The following is a 19,096-nucleotide window of genomic DNA, read 5'->3' on the forward strand; positions in this document are numbered from 1 at the left end:
CGCACGGCGCCGACTATCCGAGCGGCGCGACCCAAGCACCGACACCCGCAGCGCCGGCCCCCGCCCCAGGGGAACGCCGGCGCCCACACCGAAGGAGCTCGCGATGCCCCGGGCCACCTCTGCTCTGAGCCGCCTCGCCGCCCCGGCCAGGCGTGCCCTGCTACCGATCGCCGACGGCCTGGGCGGTGTGACCAGCACCGCCCGGGCCCTGCCCGACTTCCTCATCTGCGGGGCCCAGCGTTCGGGCACCACCTCGCTGTTCAAGGCCCTGTCCCAGCACCCGGCGGCGACCGGCCCCGTCCTGCGCAAGGGGGTCCACTACTTCGACACCGGCCACCACAACGGGCTGGGCTGGTACCGCTCGCACTTCCCCCTGCGCGCCAGCCTGCGGGCCCGCCGGGGGCGGCCCCGGATCAGGGCGTTCGAGTCCAGCCCGTACTACCTCTTCCACCCCCTGGCCGCCGAACGGATCGCCCGTGAACTGCCCCGGGTGCGGGTCGTGGTGATCCTGCGCGACCCGGTCGAGCGCGCCTACTCCGCGCACGCCCACGAGAGCGCGCGCGGGTTCGAGACGGAGCCGTTCGCCCGGGCGGTCGAGCTGGAGGACAAGCGGCTGGCCGGTACCGAGGAGCGGCTGGTGGCGGATCCCGGCCACCACTCGCACTCCCACCAGCACCACGGGTACGTGGCCCGGGGCCGCTACGTCGACCAGCTGGTCAGGATGGAACGGCACCTGGGCCGCGAGCGCATGCACGTGGTGGACTACGCCGACCTGTTCGACGGCACCCCCCGGGCCCTGGGCGGGATCGTCCGGTTCCTCGGCCTGCCGCCGGGACCGGAGACCGCTCCGGGCCGCCACAACGCCCGTAAACGCGCGGTCATGCCCGACTCCCTGCGCGCCGAGCTCACCGAGCGGTTCGCCGACAGCGACGCCCGTCTCGCCGACTGGTGGGGGCGCACCCCCTCGTGGCGCGCGTGACCTCGACGCGAGCCCCCTCCCCGGCGGGCCCCGGCGGTCTCCGCGACCGCGGCCTCGGGCGGATCCTGCGCGGCGGGGCGGTCAACATGGCGGGTGCCGTGGTGGGTGCCGCCCTCAACCTCGCGCTGATCGTGGCGATCACCCGGGCGTTCTCGCAGGAGACGGCGGGGCTGCTGTTCTCGGCCACGTCGGTGTTCCTGATCACGGCCGCGGTGGCCAACGCGGGCGCCCCGGACGGTCTGGTGTACTTCATCGCCCGGCTGCGGGTGTTCGGCCGTCCCGGCGGTGTCCCGGCGCTGCTGCGGCTGGCGCTGGGCCCCGCGGTCCTGGCGGCCTGCCTGGTCTCCGTACTGCTGGTGGTCCTCGCCCGGCCGCTGGCGGACGCCCTGGGTCCGCAGGAGGCCGCCGCCTACCTGCGGCTGCTCGCGCTCTTCCTGCCGTTCGCGGTGCTCACCGACTCCGTGCTGGCGGCGACCCGCGCCCACCACGACATGTCGGTCACGGTCCTGGTGGACAAGGTGGGCCGTCCGCTGGCACAGCTGGGCCTGGTCGCGATGATCGCGCTCTCCGGTTCCGCCGGGTTCCTCGCCCTGGCCTGGGCCGGACCGTACCTGCCCGCGGCGGTGCTGGCCTGGTTCTGGCTCGGCCGGATCGTGCGCGGGGCAGAGGCCGCGCCCTCGCCCGGGGACGTCTCCCCGGCGGTGGAGGAGCGGAGCGGGCCGGGAGACCGTCAGGAGCGGGTCACCCCGGCGGAGTTCTGGTCGTTCGCGCTGCCCCGGGCCCTGGGCGGGGTCGCCCAGGCCGGGGTCCAACGGGGCGGTGTGGTCATGGTGGCGCTGCTGCACGGACTGACCGGCGCGGCGGTGTTCACCGCGGCCACCCGGATCATGGTCGTCGGTCAGTTCTGCACCCAGGCGGTGCTGTACACGGCCCAGCCCCGGTTCGCGGAACTGCTGGCCGCCGGGGAGCACGGATCGGTGCGCGCGCTGTACCAGGCGGGGACCTCCTGGCTGGTCTGTCTCAACTGGCCGCTGTACCTGTCGGCGCTGATGTTCGCGCCCGAGGTGATGCGGCTGTTCGGCACCGGGTACTCCGCGGGGGCGACTGCACTGGTCGTGGTGTGCGCGGGCCAGCTGGCCGCCTCGGTGCTGGGGATGGGCGACCTCGTCCTGACGATGACCGGGCGGACCGGGTTGAACCTGCTCAACAACGTGATGTCGCTCCTGGCCAGCGTCGTGGCCGGTGTCCTGCTGGTGCCCTCACACGGGGCCGCGGGCGCGGCGGGGGCCCTGGTGGTCGCCGTACTGGTCCGCAAACTCCTGCCGTTGTGGCAGCTGAGGTCCCTCGTGGTGCTGCACCCGTTCAGCCGGCCGGTGCTGGTGGCGACCGGTAGCGCCCTGCTGTGGTTCGGAGCCCTGCCGGTGCTGCTGGAGGCGGTGGCCGGCCCGGGTGTGCCGACGCTGATCGCGGGGGTGCTCGCGGGGGCGGCCGGTCACCTGTGCACGGTCTGGCTCGCGCGCGGGCACCTGGAACCGCGGAGGTGACCCGGGTCTTCGCTCTCCTGTGCACCCCGTACCCACAATCGAACACTCACAGCGATGGACTGATCACGAGATGTCTGCACGACCGGTTCTCCTGGTGGCCTCCAGCGGAGGCCACCTCACCCAACTGCGCTCGTTGCGTCCCTGGTGGCGGGAGCGGGAACGCGTGTGGGTCACCTTCCGCACCACGGACGCCGAGTCAGCGCTGGCCGGGGAGTCGGTGCGCTGGGCCCACCACCCCACCACCAGGAACGTCGGCAACCTGCTGCGCAACACCGTTCTGGCCCTGCGGGTGATGCGCGCACAGCGCCCCGCGGTGGTGGTCAGCACCGGGGCCGGGGTCGCCCTGCCGTTCTTCGTCCTGGCCTGGCTGACGCGTGTCCCCACCGTCTACATCGAGGTCTACGACCGCATCGACACCCCCACCCTCACCGCCAGGCTCTGCAAGCCCTTCACCCGCCTGTTCCTCGCCCAGTGGGAGGAACAGCGTTCGTTCATGCCGACCGCCATCACCGTAGGACCGCTCCTGTGACCGAACAGACCGCACGCTCCGCACACCGCCCCGACGGCAGCGACCACCCCGACGTGGTGGTCAGCCTGGGCACCGACCACCACGCGTTCGACCGACTGGTGCGCTGGGCCGACGACTACGCGCGCCGCCGCCCTGACCTGCGCGTCCTCGTCCAGCACGGACACAGTTCAGCCCCGGAGAGGGCCTCGGGGACCCCGTTCCTGCCCGGAGAGGAGCTGTCCGGGGCGATGCGCGGGGCGACCGTGGTCGTCACGCACGGCGGCCCCGGAACCATCACCCAGGCCCGGGCCGCCGGACACCTGCCCGTCGTGGTCGCCCGGGACCCCGAACTGGAGGAGCACGTGGACGACCACCAGCTGTTGTTCGTCCGGCGGGTGGAGGAGGCGGGCCGGGTGCACGCCTGCTCGACCGCCCAACAGCTGCACGCGTTCCTCGACAGGGCGCTGGCCTCCCCCGAGGACTTCCGGGTGGACCCCGGGTCCGACGACGGACCCGACCGCGCCGCGCTGCGCGCGGGCGAGCTGATCGACCTGCTCACCGACGGCGGGCAGGACGGCGCGGCCCCGGCGACCGTGGCCCCCGACCCGGCCGACACCTGGCCCGCGGTGACGGTGGTCGTGCCCACCCGGGACCGCCCCGAACTGCTGCGCCGCACCCTGCGGGCGATCGTCGAGCAGGACTACCCGGGGCGGATCACCACCATCGTGGTGTTCGACAACGACCAGCCCGACCCCTCGCTCGCCCACGCCGAGGGCGACCGCCCCGTCCGGGTGGTGACCAACACGCTCACCCCGGGGCTGGCCGGGGCCCGCAACACCGGTGTGCTGGGCGCCGACACCGACCTCGTGGCCTTCTGTGACGACGACGACACCTGGATGCCCGAGAAGCTCCGGGCGCAGGTGGAGGTGATGCGCGCGGAGCCGGGGACCGACATGGTGTGCTGCGGCATCCAGGTGGTCTACGACAAGGTGGAGTCGGAGCGGGTCCTGGACCGGACCAGCGTCACCTTCGGCGACCTGCTGAGGTCCCGCCTGACCGAGCTGCACCCGTCGACCTTCCTGATCCGCCGCGGGGCGATGATCGGCGGTTGCGGGACGGTGAGCGAGGAGATCCCCGGCAGTTACGCGGAGGACTACGAGCTGCTCCTGCGGTTGGCGCGGCGGGGCCCGATCCGCAACATCCCCGAGCCCGGCGTGCGGGTGCTGTGGCACCGCAAGTCCTTCTTCTCCGAGCGGTGGCAGACCATCTCCACCGCGTTGCGCTGGCTGCTGGAGCGCTACCCGGAGTTCGCCCTGGTACCGAGCGGCTACGCCCGGGTCGCGGGGCAGATCGCGTTCGCCGAGGCGGCCGCCGGCCGGCGCGGCCGGGCGCTGGGGTGGATCGGGCGGACCCTGCGCAGGCGGCCGGTGGAGGGGCGGGCCTACCTGGCCCTGCTGGTGGTCTGCGGGTTTCCGGCGGGCTGGGTCCTGCGCCTGCTGCACCTGCGCGGCAGAGGCCTGTAGCGGCGGCGTCCGCGGGGCGGACCGGCAGCCGCGGGCCGAAAACCCGGTGGCTCCGGTCCGGGCCCGTTCGATAACCTCACGGGCGGCCCCGCACGGGGCGCAGGCACCGGAGCGGACCAGGGGACAGCGCCATCAGGAAGCACACGATCAGGGAAGCCGCCGTCGAGGACGTGGACGGGGCCGCGGACACACTGGCCGCTGCCTTTCGTGACTACCCCTTCACCCGGCACACCATCTCCGCCGACGACCACCTCGCCAGGCTGCGCGAGTTCCAACGGCTCTTCCTCGCCGAGATCGGGCTGCCGCACGGCCGGGTGTGGGTGAGTGACGGACTGGACGCCGTCGCCGTCTGGTCCACCCCCGACTCCGGCGGGGCCGAGTCCGTCATGGCGGACCTGCTGCCCACACTGGTGCAGCTGGCGGGCGACCGCGCGGACGCCTACGCCTCGGCGGAGGAGGCCATGGAGCGGCACCGCCCGACCGGACCCGTCTGGTTCCTGGGAACCGTGGGGGTTCGCCCCGGGTCGCGGGGCCGCGGGCTGGGGCGCGGGGTCGTCAGTGCCGGGCTGCGCGAGGCGGACGCGGCGGGCGTGCCCTCGTTCCTGGAGACCTCGGCACCGGAGAACGTCGGACTGTACGAGTCGTTGGGCTTCCGGGCCACCGCGGAGTACGACCTGCCCGACGGCGGACCGCGCACCTGGTCCATGCTCCGGCCGGCGGGCGGCTGACCGGCCCGGCGGCCGAACCCGGGGTCAGTCCCGGGACCGGTCCCGGGTCGCGGCGTACTCCGCGAGGCGCCGGACCCGGTCCGGCAGGTGCACGTAGGGGTCCTGGCCGGCCAGTTCGAAGCCGCGCCGGGCGTAATCGTTGGCCTGGACGCGGAAGTCGCAGCCGTCGGAGACCTTGCTGTCCCAGAGCTTGACGGCGCGCACCCGCTCGTAGCGCCGGAGGACGTCCGGGATGTCCGCGTACCACTTCAGGGTTTCGCCGGGACCGATGTCGGTGGTGCCCATCTCCCCGATCATGACCGGTTTGTCGGGGTCGATGCCGTGTTTGGGCCCCTCCTCCTGAATCCAGTCGTAGGTCGGGGAGAGCGCGTCCTCGAAGGAGTCGACGTGGTCCCAGTTCGACATCTTGTCACAGCCGGTCATGTTGTAGGCCTCCCAGCTGATCCAGTCGACGTAGTCGTTGCCGGGCCAGAGGCCGGGGAGGCGGTCCACGTTGCCGGGCCAACCGGTCACGTTCCACACCCAGATGGCGTTGTCCGCGCCCTCGGCCCGGTACAGGTCGACGATGTGCCGCCAGGAGCGCACGAACTCCTCCGGGGTGCCCCGGTTGTTGTAGCGGTTCTTGCCGTCGGCCTCGTGGTCGAAGGTGATGAAGTAGGGCACCTCCAGCTCGGCGACGCCCCGGGCCTGGGAGCGCAGCGAGGAGTCGAACCGGCCCGCGAGGATGTCGCGGTAGGCGATGGCCGGATGCCCCGACCGGGTGAACCGGCGGGCCTCGATGTTGGTGTGCACGAAGCGGCCCTGGGCGACCAGCCTCCGCTCCCGCTCCCCCGGAACGTCGGCCTGGTCGATGCCGCGCCAGGTGTAGACGATGTCCATGTTCCGGTCGGCCGCGGACTCCAGCGACTCCACGTCGCCGCCGTAGGGGCTGGCGCCCCACCAGACCCCGCACGAGGGTTCGAGGATGTCCGAGACGGTGCAGCGGGTCTCACGCGGCGGAGGCAGGCCGAGGAACGGAGCCGTGTTCGGGCCCGGACGGCTTTCGGGAAACTGGCTCTCCGCCGGCACCGAAGCGCCGCCGGGGCTGTCTCCCGCCCCGACCAGTCCCAGGGCTAGTAGCACCGAGATCGCCACCGCCGTACCTCGTACCGGTCCGCTACCCACGGCCAATCGCCCCCTAGGTCATCAGAATACGACACAGAGTGTTCACATGATGACCATACGTCATGTTTCGCACGCGCAACACCCCCTGGTTCGCCTAGCGGACATCAGTACCCATAGCGACCGCGTGTCGGGGTGGTCACCGCGGTGACCAGGCGCCGACGCCACGGAGCGAGCCCCTCCCGCCAGCCGTGGTCCGCGCGGACGCCGACCGGACCGGACCGGAAACGCATCGGGTTGCCGGAGACCGCGTGCCCCCCGGACAGCTCCACACCGCCCTCACCCAGGACGAGCGGATCCCCCGTGTGGCCCGCGAAGTCGGCGATACGGCCGAACTCGTCCTCCGGCGCGGCCACGAAGTCCTCGTAACGCACCCGCAGGGTCGGGGTCCCCCGCCGGGCCAGCGCGTCCAGCGAGGAGTTCTGGGTCATCCACTGCACCGCCGAACGACCGGCCGAGTACCGCGCCATCTCCGGCTCGCTACTGCCCGGAGCGGCGTCCGGGCGCACCACCCGCTTGCCCCAGGAGTGCGCCACCGCCCGGGGGTCGCGCACCACGTGCAGGAGGCGCATCCGGGCTCCGTACCGCTGGCGCAGGCAGGCCGCCAGCGAGGCGTGCTTGCTCGCGTCCACGATCACCCGAGCACCGCTGACCTGCGCGACCGCCGAGTAGAGGCGGTGGTAGAACTCGGTGTAACGCTCACTGCGCAGCGCGAGGGGGCCCTCCCCCGTCGGCCCGTTGAGCAGGCCCGGCAGGAAACGGGTGCGGTCGACGCTGTCCTTGAGGCGCAGCACCCGCTGGACGTCCAGGCGGTCCCAGCCGCCGAACGCCCTCCTGCCCACGTCGCTCCAGAAACCGCAGTCCGCGAAGGCCAGGCCGCAGCCGCAGCGCTCGTTCTCCACCAGCCCCCTGCGCCACAGGTGCACGATCTCACCGACGGAGCAGAATCCGGGCAGCTCACCGAGGAGGCGTTCGATCAGGGTGGAGCCGGAGCGGCCCATCCCACCGACGAACACCAGACGATATCCATCCACTTCCCCAGGTTATTACTTTGGGTCAGTTGATTTTGCCGGAACGTGACGATAGCTCGGCCCTTTCCCGGTGACACGAAGCCGGGCCGCCGGAAGCGGCCCCGCTCGGATCGGGCTGTTCTCCCAGCACGCGCTACTCGGCCTTGACGACCATTCCCGCGCCCACCGTGGTGTTGGTGGCCTCGTCGATGAGGATGAACCCGCCGGTCTGCCGGTTCTTCGCGTACTCGTCGACGAACAGGGGCTGGGCGGAGCGCAGCCGCACCCGGCCGATCTCGTTCAGGGCGAGGTGGTCGGCGGACTCGTCACGGTGCAGCGAGTTGACGTCCAACCGGTAGCGCAGGTCCTTGACCATCACCTTCGCGGTACGGGTCGTGTGCTTGACGATGAGCTTGGAGCGCGGCGTGAGCTTGCGGGAGTCCGTCATCCAGCAGACCATCGCCTCGATGTCCTGGGAGACCACCGGGGTGTTGTTGGGACGGCAGATCATGTCGCCCCGGGAGATGTCGATGTCGTCCTCCAGCAGCAGGCTGACCGACATCGGCGAGAACGCCTCCGCGACCTCCCCGTCCGCGGTGAGGATCTTCGTGATCCGCGTGGACAGCCCCGAGGGCAGGTGGGTGACCTCGTCCCCCGGCTTGAGGACGCCGCCCGCGAGCTGGCCCGCGTAGCCGCGGTAGTCGTGCAGCTCGGGGTCGTCCGACTTGTGCGGACGGACCACGTACTGCACCGGGAAGCGCGCGTCGATCAGGTTGCGGTCCGAGGCGATGTGCACGTTCTCCAGGTGGTGCAGCAGCGAGCAGCCCGTGTACCAGGGCATGTTCTCGGACCGGCTCACCACGTTGTCGCCGTGCAGCGCGGAGATCGGCACGAAGGTGAGGTCGCGCGCGTCCAGCTTGGCGGCGAACTCGCTGAACTCGGCCTTGATCTCCTCGAAGCGGTCCTGGGAGTAGTCGACCAGGTCCATCTTGTTCACCGCGAGCACCAGGTGCGGCACCTGCAGCAGGGTCGCGAGGAAGGCGTGGCGGCGGCTCTGCTCCTGGAGGCCCTTGCGGGCGTCCACCAGGATGATCGCCAGGTCGGAGGTGGAGGCGCCGGTGACCATGTTCCGGGTGTACTGGATGTGCCCGGGGGTGTCGGCGATGATGAAGGTGCGCTTGGGCGTGGCGAAGTAGCGGTACGCCACGTCGATGGTGATGCCCTGCTCGCGCTCGGCGCGGAGCCCGTCGGTGAGCAGCGCCAGGTTGGTCTGCTCCTCGCCGCGCGCGACGCTGGTGCGCTCCACGGCGTCGAGCTGGTCCTCGAAGATGGACTTGGAGTCGTACAGCAGGCGGCCGATCAGGGTGCTCTTACCGTCGTCCACGGAACCCGCCGTGGCGAACCGCAGGATGTCGTTGCTCATGTTGCCTGGTCCAATGTGCGAAGGGTGGGGCGGTTCAACAACCGGGAGTGCGAGGTGCGCCGGTCAGGGCGCGGGGCCGAAGCGGGACAGGAACCCCGGGGGGTGTTCTTTGGGTTCCTCCTATGAGGCGCCCGGACACGGGCCGAAGCGCCAGCGGAGGCCCAAAGCAAACACGGTCAGAAGTAGCCCTCGCGCTTGCGGTCCTCCATCGCGGCCTCGCTGGCCCGGTCGTCGGCGCGGGTCTGGCCGCGCTCGGTGACCCTGGTCGCGGCGATCTCCGTGATGATGTCGTCCAGCTCCACGGCCGTGGACTTGACCGCTCCGGTGCAGGTCAGGTCGCCGACGGTGCGGTAGCGAACGGTCTCGGTGAAGGGCACCTCGGTGGCGTCGCGCTGGATGAGCGGTGAGTCCGCGAGCAGGATGCCGTCGCGCTCGAACACGCTCCGCTCGTGGGCGAAGTAGATCGAGGGCAGTTCCAGGCGCTCGCGCTGGATGTAGCCCCACACGTCGAGCTCGGTCCAGTTGGAGATGGGGAAGACACGGATGTGCTCGCCCCGGTTGATCCGGGTGTTGAACACGCTCCACAGTTCGGGGCGCTGGTTCTTGGGGTCCCACTGGCCGAACTCGTCCCGGAAGGAGAAGACCCGCTCCTTGGCCCGGGCCTTCTCCTCGTCCCGGCGGGCGCCCCCGAAGGCGGCGTCGAAGCCGTTGTCCTCGATGGCCTCCAGCAGAGCCGAGGTCTGGAGGCGGTTGCGGCTGGCCCAGCGGCCGGTGAGCTCGGTGACCTTGCCCGAGTCGATCTGCTCCTGGACCGAGGCGACGACCAGGCGCACCCCGGCCTGGGCCACCCTGCGGTCCCGGAACTCGATGACCTCTTCGAAGTTGTGGCCGGTGTCGACGTGCATGACGGGGAACGGGATCGGCCCGGGCCAGAAGGCCTTCTCCGCCAGCCGCAGCATGACGATGGAGTCCTTGCCGCCGGAGAAGAGCAGCACGGGGCGCTCGAACTCCGCCGCCACCTCGCGCATGATGAAGATCGCCTCGGCCTCAAGGACGTCCAGCTGGGAGAGCTGGTAACGCCCGAGCGCCTGCTGACTCGCCTGACCCATGGAATCCGCCTTAGAAGTACCGACACACACGGCCGGTTCCACCGCGGAGGGTCTTCGGTTCAGCCCCCCGCGTGCGGACCGGCGCTGTCAAGGTCCGCGCCGTCGCGGATGCTTGCCAACAACATACCCGACAATTCCGATCGACATACAAGGATATCCGGGAGTAGCGGATCGGCTACGTTGTAGCGCAGCTCCGAGCCGTCGATCCGGGAGGTGTGCAGACCCGAGGCGCGCGCGACCGCCACCGGGGCGGCACTGTCCCACTCGTACTGGCCGCCCGCGTGCACGTAGATGTCGGCGATCCCGAGCAGTACGGCGCAGATCTTCGCGCCGGCCGACCCCATCGGGACCACCTCGGCGCCGAGTTGGGTGGCCATCCGCTGCACGAACGCGGGCGGCCGGGTCCGGCTGGCGGTGATGCGCAGCCGCTGGCCCTCCGGGCGCTCCTCCGGCAGCCACGGCGGGTCGACCGTGGACAGGCAGCTGCCCTGGGCGGGCAGGGCCACCGCACCGGCGACCAGTTCGCCGTTCTCCCAGAGCGCCACGTGCACCGCCCAGTCGGTGCGGCCGGGCTCGGAGAACTCGCGGGTCCCGTCGAGCGGGTCGATGATCCACACCCGCCTCGCCTTCAACCGGGCCAGGTCGTCGGAGCCCTCCTCGGAGAGCACCGCGTCGCTGGGCCGCAGCCGCCCGAGCGCGGAGAAGAGGAACTCGTGCGAGGTGCGGTCACCCAGGGTGCGCAGAACCTCGGGCTCGTCGAAGCCGTGGCGGGCGCGCAGGCGCAGCAGCAGCTGTCCGGCCTCGCTCGCCAGGTCTCGGGCCACCTCATGATCGTTTCGGATGCTCTTCACCGGCTAGTATGCTCCCGCCCCACGGATCACCGCTGACCACGTCTTCCACAGGATCTGGATGTCCAACGTCAGCGACCAGTTTTCCACGTACCGCAGATCCAGGCGGACCGATTCCTCCCAGGAAAGGTCGGATCGGCCGCTGACCTGCCAAAGGCCCGTCATTCCCGGTTGGACCACCAGCCGTCGTCGGACGTCGTGCCCGTACTGGGCGACCTCCTCCGGCAGCGGGGGCCTGGGTCCGACGAGCGACATCTCCCCGCGTACCACGTTGACGAGCTGGGGAAGCTCGTCGAGCGAGTAACGGCGCAGCCACGCCCCGACGGGCGTGACCCTGGGGTCCCGACGCATCTTGAACAGCACACCGTCGTGCTCGTTGTGGGACTGGAGAACCGTTTTCAGGGTCTCCGCCCCGACCACCATCGTACGGAACTTGTACACGGTGAACTCGATCCCACCCCGTCCTACGCGTGTCTGCCTGAAAAGGGCGGGTCCGCCCTCGGCGCGGATGAGCGCGCACAGCACGAGGAAGAGGGGCGAGAGCAGGATCAGGGCGAGCGCCGCGGCGCAGCGGTCGAAGGCCCCCTTGACCAGGCGGCGCGCACCCACGAGTTCGGGGTGTTCCACGTGCAGGAGGGGCAGGCCCGCCACCGGGCGGATCGTGGTGCGCGGACCGGCCACCTCCATGAGGGCGGAGGCGACGGTCAGGTCGGTGCCGGTCTTCTCCAGCCGCCAGGCCAGGCGGCGCAGTTCCACGCCGTCCATCTCCGGACAGGCCAGGACCGCGACGGTGTCCGCCCCGGTCAGGGCGGCGACGTCGGCGGCGTCGGCGAAGGTGCCCAGCACCGGGCAGCCCTCCACCTCGGCCCTCGGGGCCTCGCGCTCGGGCAGGCACACGCCCACCACCCGCATGCCGTGGTGGCTCTCGTCGCGGAACCGGCGGATGAGGTCGCTGGCGGCCACCCCGTGGCCGACGACCACGACCCCGCTCATGCACGCCCCGAACCGGCGGCGCCGGTGCAGCGCCTTGCGGCGCGCGTAGCGCAGGCCGAGGCTGAGCAGGACGATCAGGGGTAGCGCGACCAGCACGTACCCGCGGGCGAGGTCGAACTTGACGGCGTAGGCGCCGATCGCGACGGTCGCGGCCAGAACCGCCCCGGAGACCGCGACCCTGCGGTACTCCTCGGTTCCGATCCCGAGGAAACGCCGCTCGTAGCCGCCGCCCAGCCGGACGAAGGCGACCCAGACCGGGGGCAGGATCAGGGAGAGGAGGAGGTAGGGGACGGTGGTGTCCGCCAGCAGGGAGCCGTGGAAGCGGACCCCGGTTCCGGCGAGGGCCGCGGCGAACGCGGCTGCCAGGTCGAGGACGACCAGCCCGATGACGTAGGGGCGGAGCCAGGTTTCGGACCTCGGACCGGTGTTCGGCTCGCCCTGCCGCGGGGCGGGCGCGAACGGCCTCGCCTCCCGGTGCGGACGCCGCGGCTCCGGCCGCTTCTTCTGCTGTGCGGAGGGCTTCCCCTGGATGGTGTCCACCCCGCTGGTTGTGACCACGTGTCCCCCAAGACCGCGTACGGATTCAAGCACTCACTAGGAGTAACCGCCCCTGGCGCCACGGGACTCACGCGGAGGATGTGAGCGGGGCGTGTCGTCGGGCGCAGAACGCGTACTGCCACCCCGAACAGTAACCAAAAGTAGTGGAAAAGTCGCTCGGAGTTGCGGCCTGTTGGGGAAGAAGTCCCGGTCCCACCGAGAATGTGTCTGTTCTGAGACCGGCGGGGCCCTCCTCAAGGGACAGGCACCCGCCGAGAACTTCCAGGACCGAAACCCTGTGCGGAACGTGACCCGCCGGGAGAGCCCTCCGGGCGGGCCGGGTCCGAACCGGGGTCAGGCGGCGGTGTGGAAGATGTTCTGGGCCCGGTCCAGGCCCTCGGTCAGGATCGTGCGGACCGCGTCGGCGGCCCGCTCGACGTTCAGGTCCAGCTCGGAGCGCTCGACCGAGGAGAAGTCGCGCAGCACGTAGGCGGCCGCGTCCATCCGGCCGGGGGGACGGCCGACGCCGAAGCGGACCCGCAGGTAGTCGGGGCCGCCCAGGGAGGCGGTGGTCGACTTCAGCCCGTTGTGGCCGCCGGAGCCGCCGCCCTTCTTGAGCCGGAGGGCCCCGAAGTCGATGTCCAACTCGTCGTGCACGACGACGACCCGCTCCACCGGGACCCGGTAGAACTTCGCCAGCCCGGCGATCGGCCCACCGGACAGGTTCATGAAGGTGCGCGGCTTGGCCAGCACCACCGAAACGCCGTCGATCCGGGTCTGGACGACCTCGGCGTGCGCCTTGTGCGCCTTCCACCGCTCACCCTTGTCCGCGGCCATGGCGTCCACCACCATGAACCCGGCGTTGTGCCGGTTGCCCGCGTACTTGGGGCCCGGGTTGCCCAACCCCACGACCAGCCAGCGCTCAGCCTCAGCCATGTCCTCGCCGTCCCTGCTCTTCCGGATTCCCAACCTGCCCAACAAGTTCCACATGCCGACCGACACTACCGATCAGCGGGGGCACCCCCGAAAACGCCGAACGCGCGGCCCCCGTCTTCCGGGGACCGCGCGTTCGGTCGTCAGGCGCGTGGTGTGCGCACCGCCAGGTCGTGTTCGGCCGAACAGGACCTACTCGGCGGCGGCCTCGGTGGCCTCGGAGGCCTCGCCGCTGGTCTCCGGCTCCTCCTCCACGCGCGGCGCGGAGACGGTGAGCAGGATCGACTCGGGGTCGGTGACCAGGGAAACGCCCGCGGGCAGCTTCAGGTCGGCGGCGGTCGGGTTGGCGCCGACCTCCAGGCCCTCGATGTCGAACTCGACACCCTCGGGGATGTGGGTGGCCTCAGCCTCGACGGTCACGGTGACGAGCTCCTGGTTGAGCACGCCGGGAGCCTTGACCTCACCGGTGAGGGAGACGTTGATCTCGACCTCGACCTTCTCACCCTTGGAGACGACGAGCAGGTCGACGTGCTCCAGGAAGCCCTTGATGGCGTCGCGCTGCACGCTCTTGGGCAGGGCAAGGTTGTCCTTGTCCAGGCCGTCGAGACGAATCAGGACGTTCGGGGTCTTCAGGGCGAGCATGAGATCGTGGCCCGGCAGGTTCAGGTGGCGGGGCTCGGTGCCGTGGCCGTAGAGGACGGCCGGCACCTTACCCGCGCGGCGGGCGCGACGGGAGGCGCCCTTGCCGAATTCCGTGCGGGGCTCGGCAGCGATACGTACCTCGGACACGACAAAACTCCTCGGGTTCAACCCCGCAGTACGGGGAACACGACTCCAGTAGTACGAACGATTCCCGCCCTGGGCGGGGAAGCGGCGGGGTCACCCAGCTTGCAGGGGACGCAACCGCCCTGGTTCCAGGCGTGCCCGGCGAGCCGCCACCGGACCCGTCCGGCCCGGGAACGCTCGTCGCGCACCCCTGCCCGCGTTGTTTCCAGGCGGAGACACGCAGGAATCCACCCGGGCACGGGGACACTCGGCCAAGTCTACTGGCTCTGGTGACGACTCCGTACATGCCCTACCGGCGGGGCCGGGGTCGGCCCCGCCGGTGGGCCGCGGGCGGCAGGTCCTACTCGAACAGGCTGGTGACGGAGCCGTCGGTGAAGACCTCACTGATCGCGCGGGCGACCAGCGGCGCGATCGAAAGCTGCGTGAGCTTGTCGAAGGAGCGCTCCTGGGGGACGGGCAGCGTGTTGGTGATGACCACCTCGGAGATGCGCGAGTTCTGCAGGCGCTCGGCCGCGGGGCCCGACAGCACACCGTGCGTGGCGGCGACGATGACCTTCTTCGCGCCCTGCTCGAAGAGGGCCTCGGAGGCCTTCACGATGGTGCCGCCGGTGTCGATCATGTCGTCCACCAGGACACAGACCCGGCCCTTGACCTCACCGACGACCTCGTGGACCTTCACCTGGTTGGCGACGTCCGGGTCACGGCGCTTGTGGATGATCGCCAGGGGCGCGCCCAGGCGGTCCGCCCAGCGGTCGGCGGTGCGCACCCGGCCGGCGTCCGGGGAGACCACGGTGATCTCGGAGTGCTCGACCTGGTGGGCGACGTGGTCGGCCAGGATCGGCAGCGCGAACAGGTGGTCCACCGGGCCGTCGAAGAAGCCCTGGATCTGGTCGGTGTGCAGGTCGACCGCCATCATCCGGTCCGCGCCCGCGGTCCGGAACAGATCGGTCACCAGACGGGAGGAGATGGGCTCGCGGCCCCGGTGCTTCTTGTCCTGGCGGGCGTAGCCCAGGATCGGCGTGACCACGGTGATCCTCTTGGCGGAGGCGCGCTTGAGCGCGTCCACCATGATGAGCTGCTCCATGATCGACTCGTTGACCGGGTCGGCGTGGCTCTGGATGACGAACGCGTCACTGCCGCGCACGGACTCCAGGTACCGCATGAAGATCTCGCCGTTGGCGAAGGTGTCGAACCGGGTGGGGACCACCTCGATCCCCAGCTCCTTCGCGACCTCCTCGGCCAGTGCGGGGTGCGTGCGCCCCGAGAAAAGCATCAGTTGTTTCTGGCCGGTGGCCTTCATGCCGGTCACGTGTTTCTCCCCCACAGTCACTGCTTGTTCGCGTCGTCGGCTCTGTGCCGCTCCGCCTGCTCCGCCGCCTCGGCGGACGGAGTTCCCGGACGCTTGCGCTGCGTCCAGCCCTCGACGTTACGCTGCCGGTGCCCCTCGGAGATCGCCAGGGCGCCCGGAGGGACGTCGTCACGGACCACGGTCCCGGCCCCGGAGTAGGAACCGTCGCCGACGTGCACGGGAGCGACGATCGTGTTGTCGCTGCCGATGCGGACGTGGTCGCCGATCGTGCTCCGGGACTTGGTGACCCCGTCGTAGTTGACGAACACCGAGGAGCAGCCGATGTTGCTGCCCACGCCGATGTCCGCGTCCCCGACGTAGGTCAGGTGCGGGATCTTGGACGCGGTGCCGACGTTCGAGTTCTTGACCTCGACGAAGGCTCCGGCCTTGGTCCGTTCGGCCAGGCGGGTGCCCGGCCGGAGGTAGGTGTAGGGGCCGACGGCCGCCCCGGGGCCGATCTCGGCCCGGTCCGCGGTGGTCTCGCGAACCTTCGCGCCGTCGCCGACGAGGGTGTCGCGCAGGTCGGCGCCGGGGCCGACCTCGGCGTTCTCGCCGATCCTGGTGGTGCCGTGGAGGCGGCAGTTCGGGTGGAGCACGGTGTCCGCGCCGATGTGCACCTGGGCGTCCACCCAGGTCGTGGCGGGGTCGACGATCGTGACACCGGAGAGCATGTGTTCGGTGAGGAGCCTGTCGTTGAGGACGCGCCGGGCCTCGGCGAGCTGGACCCGGTTGTTGACGCCCTGGACCTCGTTCCAGTCCTGGGCGCTCCAGGCGTCGACCCGGTGCCCGTCACCGCGGAGCAGGGCGACGGCGTCGGTGATGTACTCCTCACCCTTGGCGTTGTCGGTGGACAGGCGCTGGACGACCCTGCTCAGGAGCGCGCCGTCGAAGGCGTACATCCCGGAGTTGATCTCGTCGACGCCGTGCTGCTCGGGCGTGGCGTCGGCGTGTTCGACGATCTCGGTGAAGCTCCCGTCGGCGTCTCGGACGATGCGCCCGTAGCCGTGGGGGTCGGGGACACGGGCGGAGAGCACGGTGACCGCGTTGCCCTCCTTCTCGTGCTCCGCGACGAGCGAGGCGAGCGTCGCACCGCGCAGCAGGGGCGTGTCGCCGCAGGTGAGGACGACGGTTCCGGAGAGTTCGGTGCCCCTGGCGGCGAGGTCCTCGACCGCCATGCGCACGGCGTGGCCGGTGCCGTTCTGCTCTTCCTGGACCGCGGTGGTCGCCTCCGGGGCGACCTCTTCCAGATGGGATCGCACCTGGTCGCGGGCGTGGCCGACGACCACGACCGTGCTTCGGGGATCGAGTTCGCGGGATGCGTGGAGCACGTGGCCGAGCATGCTGCGGCCGTTGAGTTCGTGGAGGACCTTGGGAAGTTTCGACTTCATTCGGGTGCCCTCACCCGCCGCGAGGATGATCACGGCAGCCGGACGGTTCACGCTCACTGGAGGAGACCCCTCGTGATAGCTGGCATATGAACGTCGGCTCACCCTGCGGCGGCGCGACCCGCATGCCGCGCGGGCGGCCGTCGGATGACCAGCGGCCGACATGGGAAGGATACATGCGCGTCACGGGCGTCCATCAGCCGTGTGAGAGCGCGGCGAGGGGGATCGCGCGGCGCGCCCGGGCGCGGGGCGCCCCGGCGGCGGAGTTGCTCCCGGACCAGGACTCGAACCTGGACGATGGGGACCAAAACCCCAGATGCTGCCATTACATCATCCGGGAACGCTGCGGACGTGTCGTCCGAACGCTCGCCACCAACATAGCGCCTCCCCCCGGGGGCTTGCCAAACCTACGGGTTCGTAGGTTACGGTTACGTAGGAATAGGTTGGGCCGTCCCAGCGGGTACTCTGCGCGCTTTTGACGCCGTCCTGACCTGTGACGACGTTCTCCATAACGAGGTGTGCAAGACCATGACCGCAGCCCCTGAGGTGCCGACCGAAAGCGCCCTGACCGACCCCGGCGCGCCGAAGCGCGACGCCAACCCCGAGTACGAACCCGAACTGCGGGGCAAGGCCGAGCGCTACACCGTCTTCGCCTTCGTGTTCGTCCCGCTGATCGCGCTGGTCGCTTCGGTGCCGTTCTTCTGGGGCTGGGGGCTGTCGCTGACCGACATCGCCATCGCGACGGTCTTCTACCTGATCAGCGGCCTGGGCATCACGGTCGGTTTCCACCGCCACTTCACCCACGGCTCCTTCAGGGCCAACCGGCCGCTGCGGATCGCCCTGGCCGTCGCGGGCAGCATGGCCATCGAGGGCAGCGTCATCAAGTGGGTGGCCGACCACCGCCGCCACCACAAGTACGCCGACGCCGAGGGCGACCCGCACTCGCCGTGGCGCTTCGGCGACGACTGGAAGTCCGTGGCCAAGGGCCTGTACTACGCGCACATGGCCTGGATGTACCTGGACGACAAGAAGACCTCGCCGCGCCGCTTCACCCCCGACCTGCTCAAGGACAAGGACGTCGTCCTCGTCGACAGGCTCTTCCTGCCGATCGTGCTCTTCTCCCTGTTCGCCCCCGCCGCCATCGGCGGCCTGGTCACCATGTCCTGGTGGGGCGCGGTCACCGCGTTCTTCTGGGCGAGCCTGGTGCGCGTCGCACTGCTGCACCACGTGACCTGGTCGATCAACTCCATCTGCCACACCATCGGCGAGGAGAACTTCGAGGTGCGCGACCGCTCCCGCAACGTGTGGTGGCTGGCCATCCCCTCCTTCGGGGAGTCCTGGCACAACCTGCACCACGCCGACCCGACCTGCGCCCGCCACGGTGTGTTCAAGGGCCAGATCGACATCTCCGCCCGTGTCATCTGGGCGTTCGAGAAGTTCGGCTGGGCCACCAAGGTCCGCTGGCCCAACAACAAACGGCTCGCCGCCAAGCGGGTCAAGGTCTAGGATCAGAATCCATATGGGAGTAGCCGACAGCGAGCAGAGGCCCCGTGTGCGCCGCAAGCGCATGACGGGCAGAGAGCGACGACAGCAGCTGTTGGAGATCGGCCGGGAGCTGTTCGCCGAACGAGGCTTCGACGCGACCTCCGTCGAGGAGATCGCCGCGCGGGCTGGTGTGTCCAAGCCCGTGGTGTACGAGCACTTCGGTGGCAAGGAGGGCATCTACGCCGTTGTCGTGGACCGGGAGATGCGCACGCTCCTGGACATGATGGGCGAGGCCCTCACCGCCGACCACGCACGGAACAGGATCGAGAAGGCAGCCCTGGGCCTGCTGCGCTACGTGGAGGAGGACAGTGTCGGATTCCGGGTGCTCACCCGTGACTCGCACGTCGCCTCCGGCACCGGGAGTTTCGCCAGCCTGATCAACGACATCGCCAGCCAGGTCGAGCACATCATGGCCGACGAGTTCGCCGAGCGGGGTTACGACCCGGCACTCGCCCCCATGTACGCGCAGGCCCTGGTGGGTATGTGGGCACTGACCGGCCAGTGGTGGCTGGAGGTGCGCAAGCCCAAGCGCGAGGTGGTCGCGGCCCACCTGGTCAACCTGGCATGGAACGGGCTCTCCTCGCTGGAGGCCAAACCGAAGCTTCAGACGCGCCGGAGGCGCTCCGGCTGACCGGATCTTTGGTGCGGAACCGCCGCGGGGGCGCCACCCCCGGCACCGGTGGGGCGGGTGTGCGACGCATACCCGCCCCACTATCTTGATGTCAAGAGATATGCT

Annotated in this window: 17 protein-coding genes; 7 read left to right on the top strand and 10 right to left on the bottom strand. The window is 70.5% G+C overall.

Annotated elements, in window-relative coordinates; genetic code table 11:
• The first annotated feature begins 103 nt into the window (after positions 1-103).
• The 5 genes from IE195_RS06910 to IE195_RS06930 all read left to right on the top strand — a co-directional run bounded on the left by IE195_RS06910 (position 104) and on the right by IE195_RS06930 (position 5,282).
• Positions 104-979: a sulfotransferase family protein gene (locus tag IE195_RS06910; RefSeq protein ID WP_191268589.1), complete on the top strand. Its 876-nt coding sequence runs from the start codon at positions 104-106 to the stop codon at positions 977-979.
• Complete coding sequence (locus IE195_RS06915; RefSeq protein WP_373295637.1) at positions 949-2,523, top strand: lipopolysaccharide biosynthesis protein; 1,575 nt, start codon at positions 949-951, stop codon at positions 2,521-2,523. Before IE195_RS06910 ends, IE195_RS06915 begins: the two co-directional genes overlap by 31 nt.
• 70 nt (positions 2,524-2,593) lie before the next feature.
• Complete coding sequence (locus IE195_RS06920) at positions 2,594-3,052, top strand: glycosyltransferase family 28 protein (RefSeq protein WP_191268591.1); 459 nt, start codon at positions 2,594-2,596, stop codon at positions 3,050-3,052.
• Complete coding sequence (locus tag IE195_RS06925) at positions 3,049-4,554, top strand: glycosyltransferase (protein WP_191268593.1); 1,506 nt, start codon at positions 3,049-3,051, stop codon at positions 4,552-4,554. The genes IE195_RS06920 and IE195_RS06925 overlap by 4 nt, the downstream gene beginning before the upstream one ends.
• A gap of 131 nt (positions 4,555-4,685) precedes the next feature.
• Positions 4,686-5,282, top strand: a complete 597-nt coding sequence (locus tag IE195_RS06930) for a GNAT family N-acetyltransferase (RefSeq protein ID WP_373295640.1) — start codon at positions 4,686-4,688, stop codon at positions 5,280-5,282.
• A 24-nt stretch (positions 5,283-5,306) separates the two neighbouring features.
• Here IE195_RS06930 and IE195_RS06935 read toward each other — a convergent pair whose 3' ends face one another.
• From IE195_RS06935 to glmU, 10 genes are all read right to left on the bottom strand, one after another.
• The gene (locus IE195_RS06935) at positions 5,307-6,446 is read right to left on the bottom strand and encodes a glycoside hydrolase family 26 protein (RefSeq protein ID WP_191268595.1); all 1,140 of its coding nucleotides are present in this window, start codon (positions 6,444-6,446) and stop codon (positions 5,307-5,309) included.
• 104 nt (positions 6,447-6,550) lie between these two features.
• Entirely contained in the window at positions 6,551-7,459 is a 909-nt protein-coding gene (locus tag IE195_RS06940; protein WP_268249158.1) for a sulfotransferase, read from the bottom strand.
• Between the two features lie 148 nt (positions 7,460-7,607).
• On the bottom strand, positions 7,608-8,876 hold the full coding sequence (cysN, locus tag IE195_RS06945) for a sulfate adenylyltransferase subunit CysN (protein ID WP_191268597.1): 1,269 nt from the start codon (positions 8,874-8,876) through the stop codon (positions 7,608-7,610).
• A gap of 176 nt (positions 8,877-9,052) precedes the next feature.
• Positions 9,053-9,985 (bottom strand): sulfate adenylyltransferase subunit CysD, encoded by a 933-nt coding sequence (cysD, locus tag IE195_RS06950; protein ID WP_191268599.1) that lies wholly within the window; start codon positions 9,983-9,985, stop codon positions 9,053-9,055.
• A 59-nt stretch (positions 9,986-10,044) separates the two neighbouring features.
• A complete protein-coding gene (locus IE195_RS06955) occupies positions 10,045-10,836 on the bottom strand; it encodes a 3'(2'),5'-bisphosphate nucleotidase CysQ (RefSeq protein WP_191268601.1) in 792 nt (263 codons plus the stop codon).
• A gap of 3 nt (positions 10,837-10,839) precedes the next feature.
• Positions 10,840-12,384, bottom strand: coding sequence for a sugar transferase (locus tag IE195_RS06960; RefSeq protein WP_191268604.1), 1,545 nt, complete (start codon positions 12,382-12,384; stop codon positions 10,840-10,842).
• 333 nt (positions 12,385-12,717) lie between these two features.
• Positions 12,718-13,353 (bottom strand): aminoacyl-tRNA hydrolase, encoded by a 636-nt coding sequence (pth, locus tag IE195_RS06965; RefSeq protein WP_191268606.1) that lies wholly within the window; start codon positions 13,351-13,353, stop codon positions 12,718-12,720.
• Positions 13,354-13,488: 135 nt separating this feature from the next.
• A complete protein-coding gene (locus IE195_RS06970; RefSeq protein WP_191268608.1) occupies positions 13,489-14,085 on the bottom strand; it encodes a 50S ribosomal protein L25/general stress protein Ctc in 597 nt (198 codons plus the stop codon).
• Between the two features lie 337 nt (positions 14,086-14,422).
• Positions 14,423-15,391: a ribose-phosphate diphosphokinase gene (locus IE195_RS06975; protein WP_191268610.1), complete on the bottom strand. Its 969-nt coding sequence runs from the start codon at positions 15,389-15,391 to the stop codon at positions 14,423-14,425.
• Between the two features lie 17 nt (positions 15,392-15,408).
• Positions 15,409-16,875 carry a bifunctional UDP-N-acetylglucosamine diphosphorylase/glucosamine-1-phosphate N-acetyltransferase GlmU gene (gene glmU / locus IE195_RS06980; RefSeq protein WP_191268612.1) on the bottom strand — a complete coding sequence of 489 codons (1,467 nt, stop codon included), beginning with the start codon at positions 16,873-16,875 and terminating at the stop codon, positions 15,409-15,411.
• Positions 16,876-17,343: 468 nt separating this feature from the next.
• Here glmU and IE195_RS06985 point away from each other — a divergent pair, with 468 nt between their 5' ends.
• Entirely contained in the window at positions 17,344-18,321 is a 978-nt protein-coding gene (locus tag IE195_RS06985; protein WP_191268614.1) for an acyl-CoA desaturase, read from the top strand.
• 13 nt (positions 18,322-18,334) lie between these two features.
• On the top strand, positions 18,335-18,991 hold the full coding sequence (locus IE195_RS06990) for a TetR/AcrR family transcriptional regulator (protein WP_191268616.1): 657 nt from the start codon (positions 18,335-18,337) through the stop codon (positions 18,989-18,991).
• Positions 18,992-19,096 lie beyond the last annotated feature (105 nt).

It is taken from the genome of Nocardiopsis terrae (assembly GCF_014651695.1).
GTDB lineage: Bacteria > Actinomycetota > Actinomycetes > Streptosporangiales > Streptosporangiaceae > Nocardiopsis > Nocardiopsis terrae.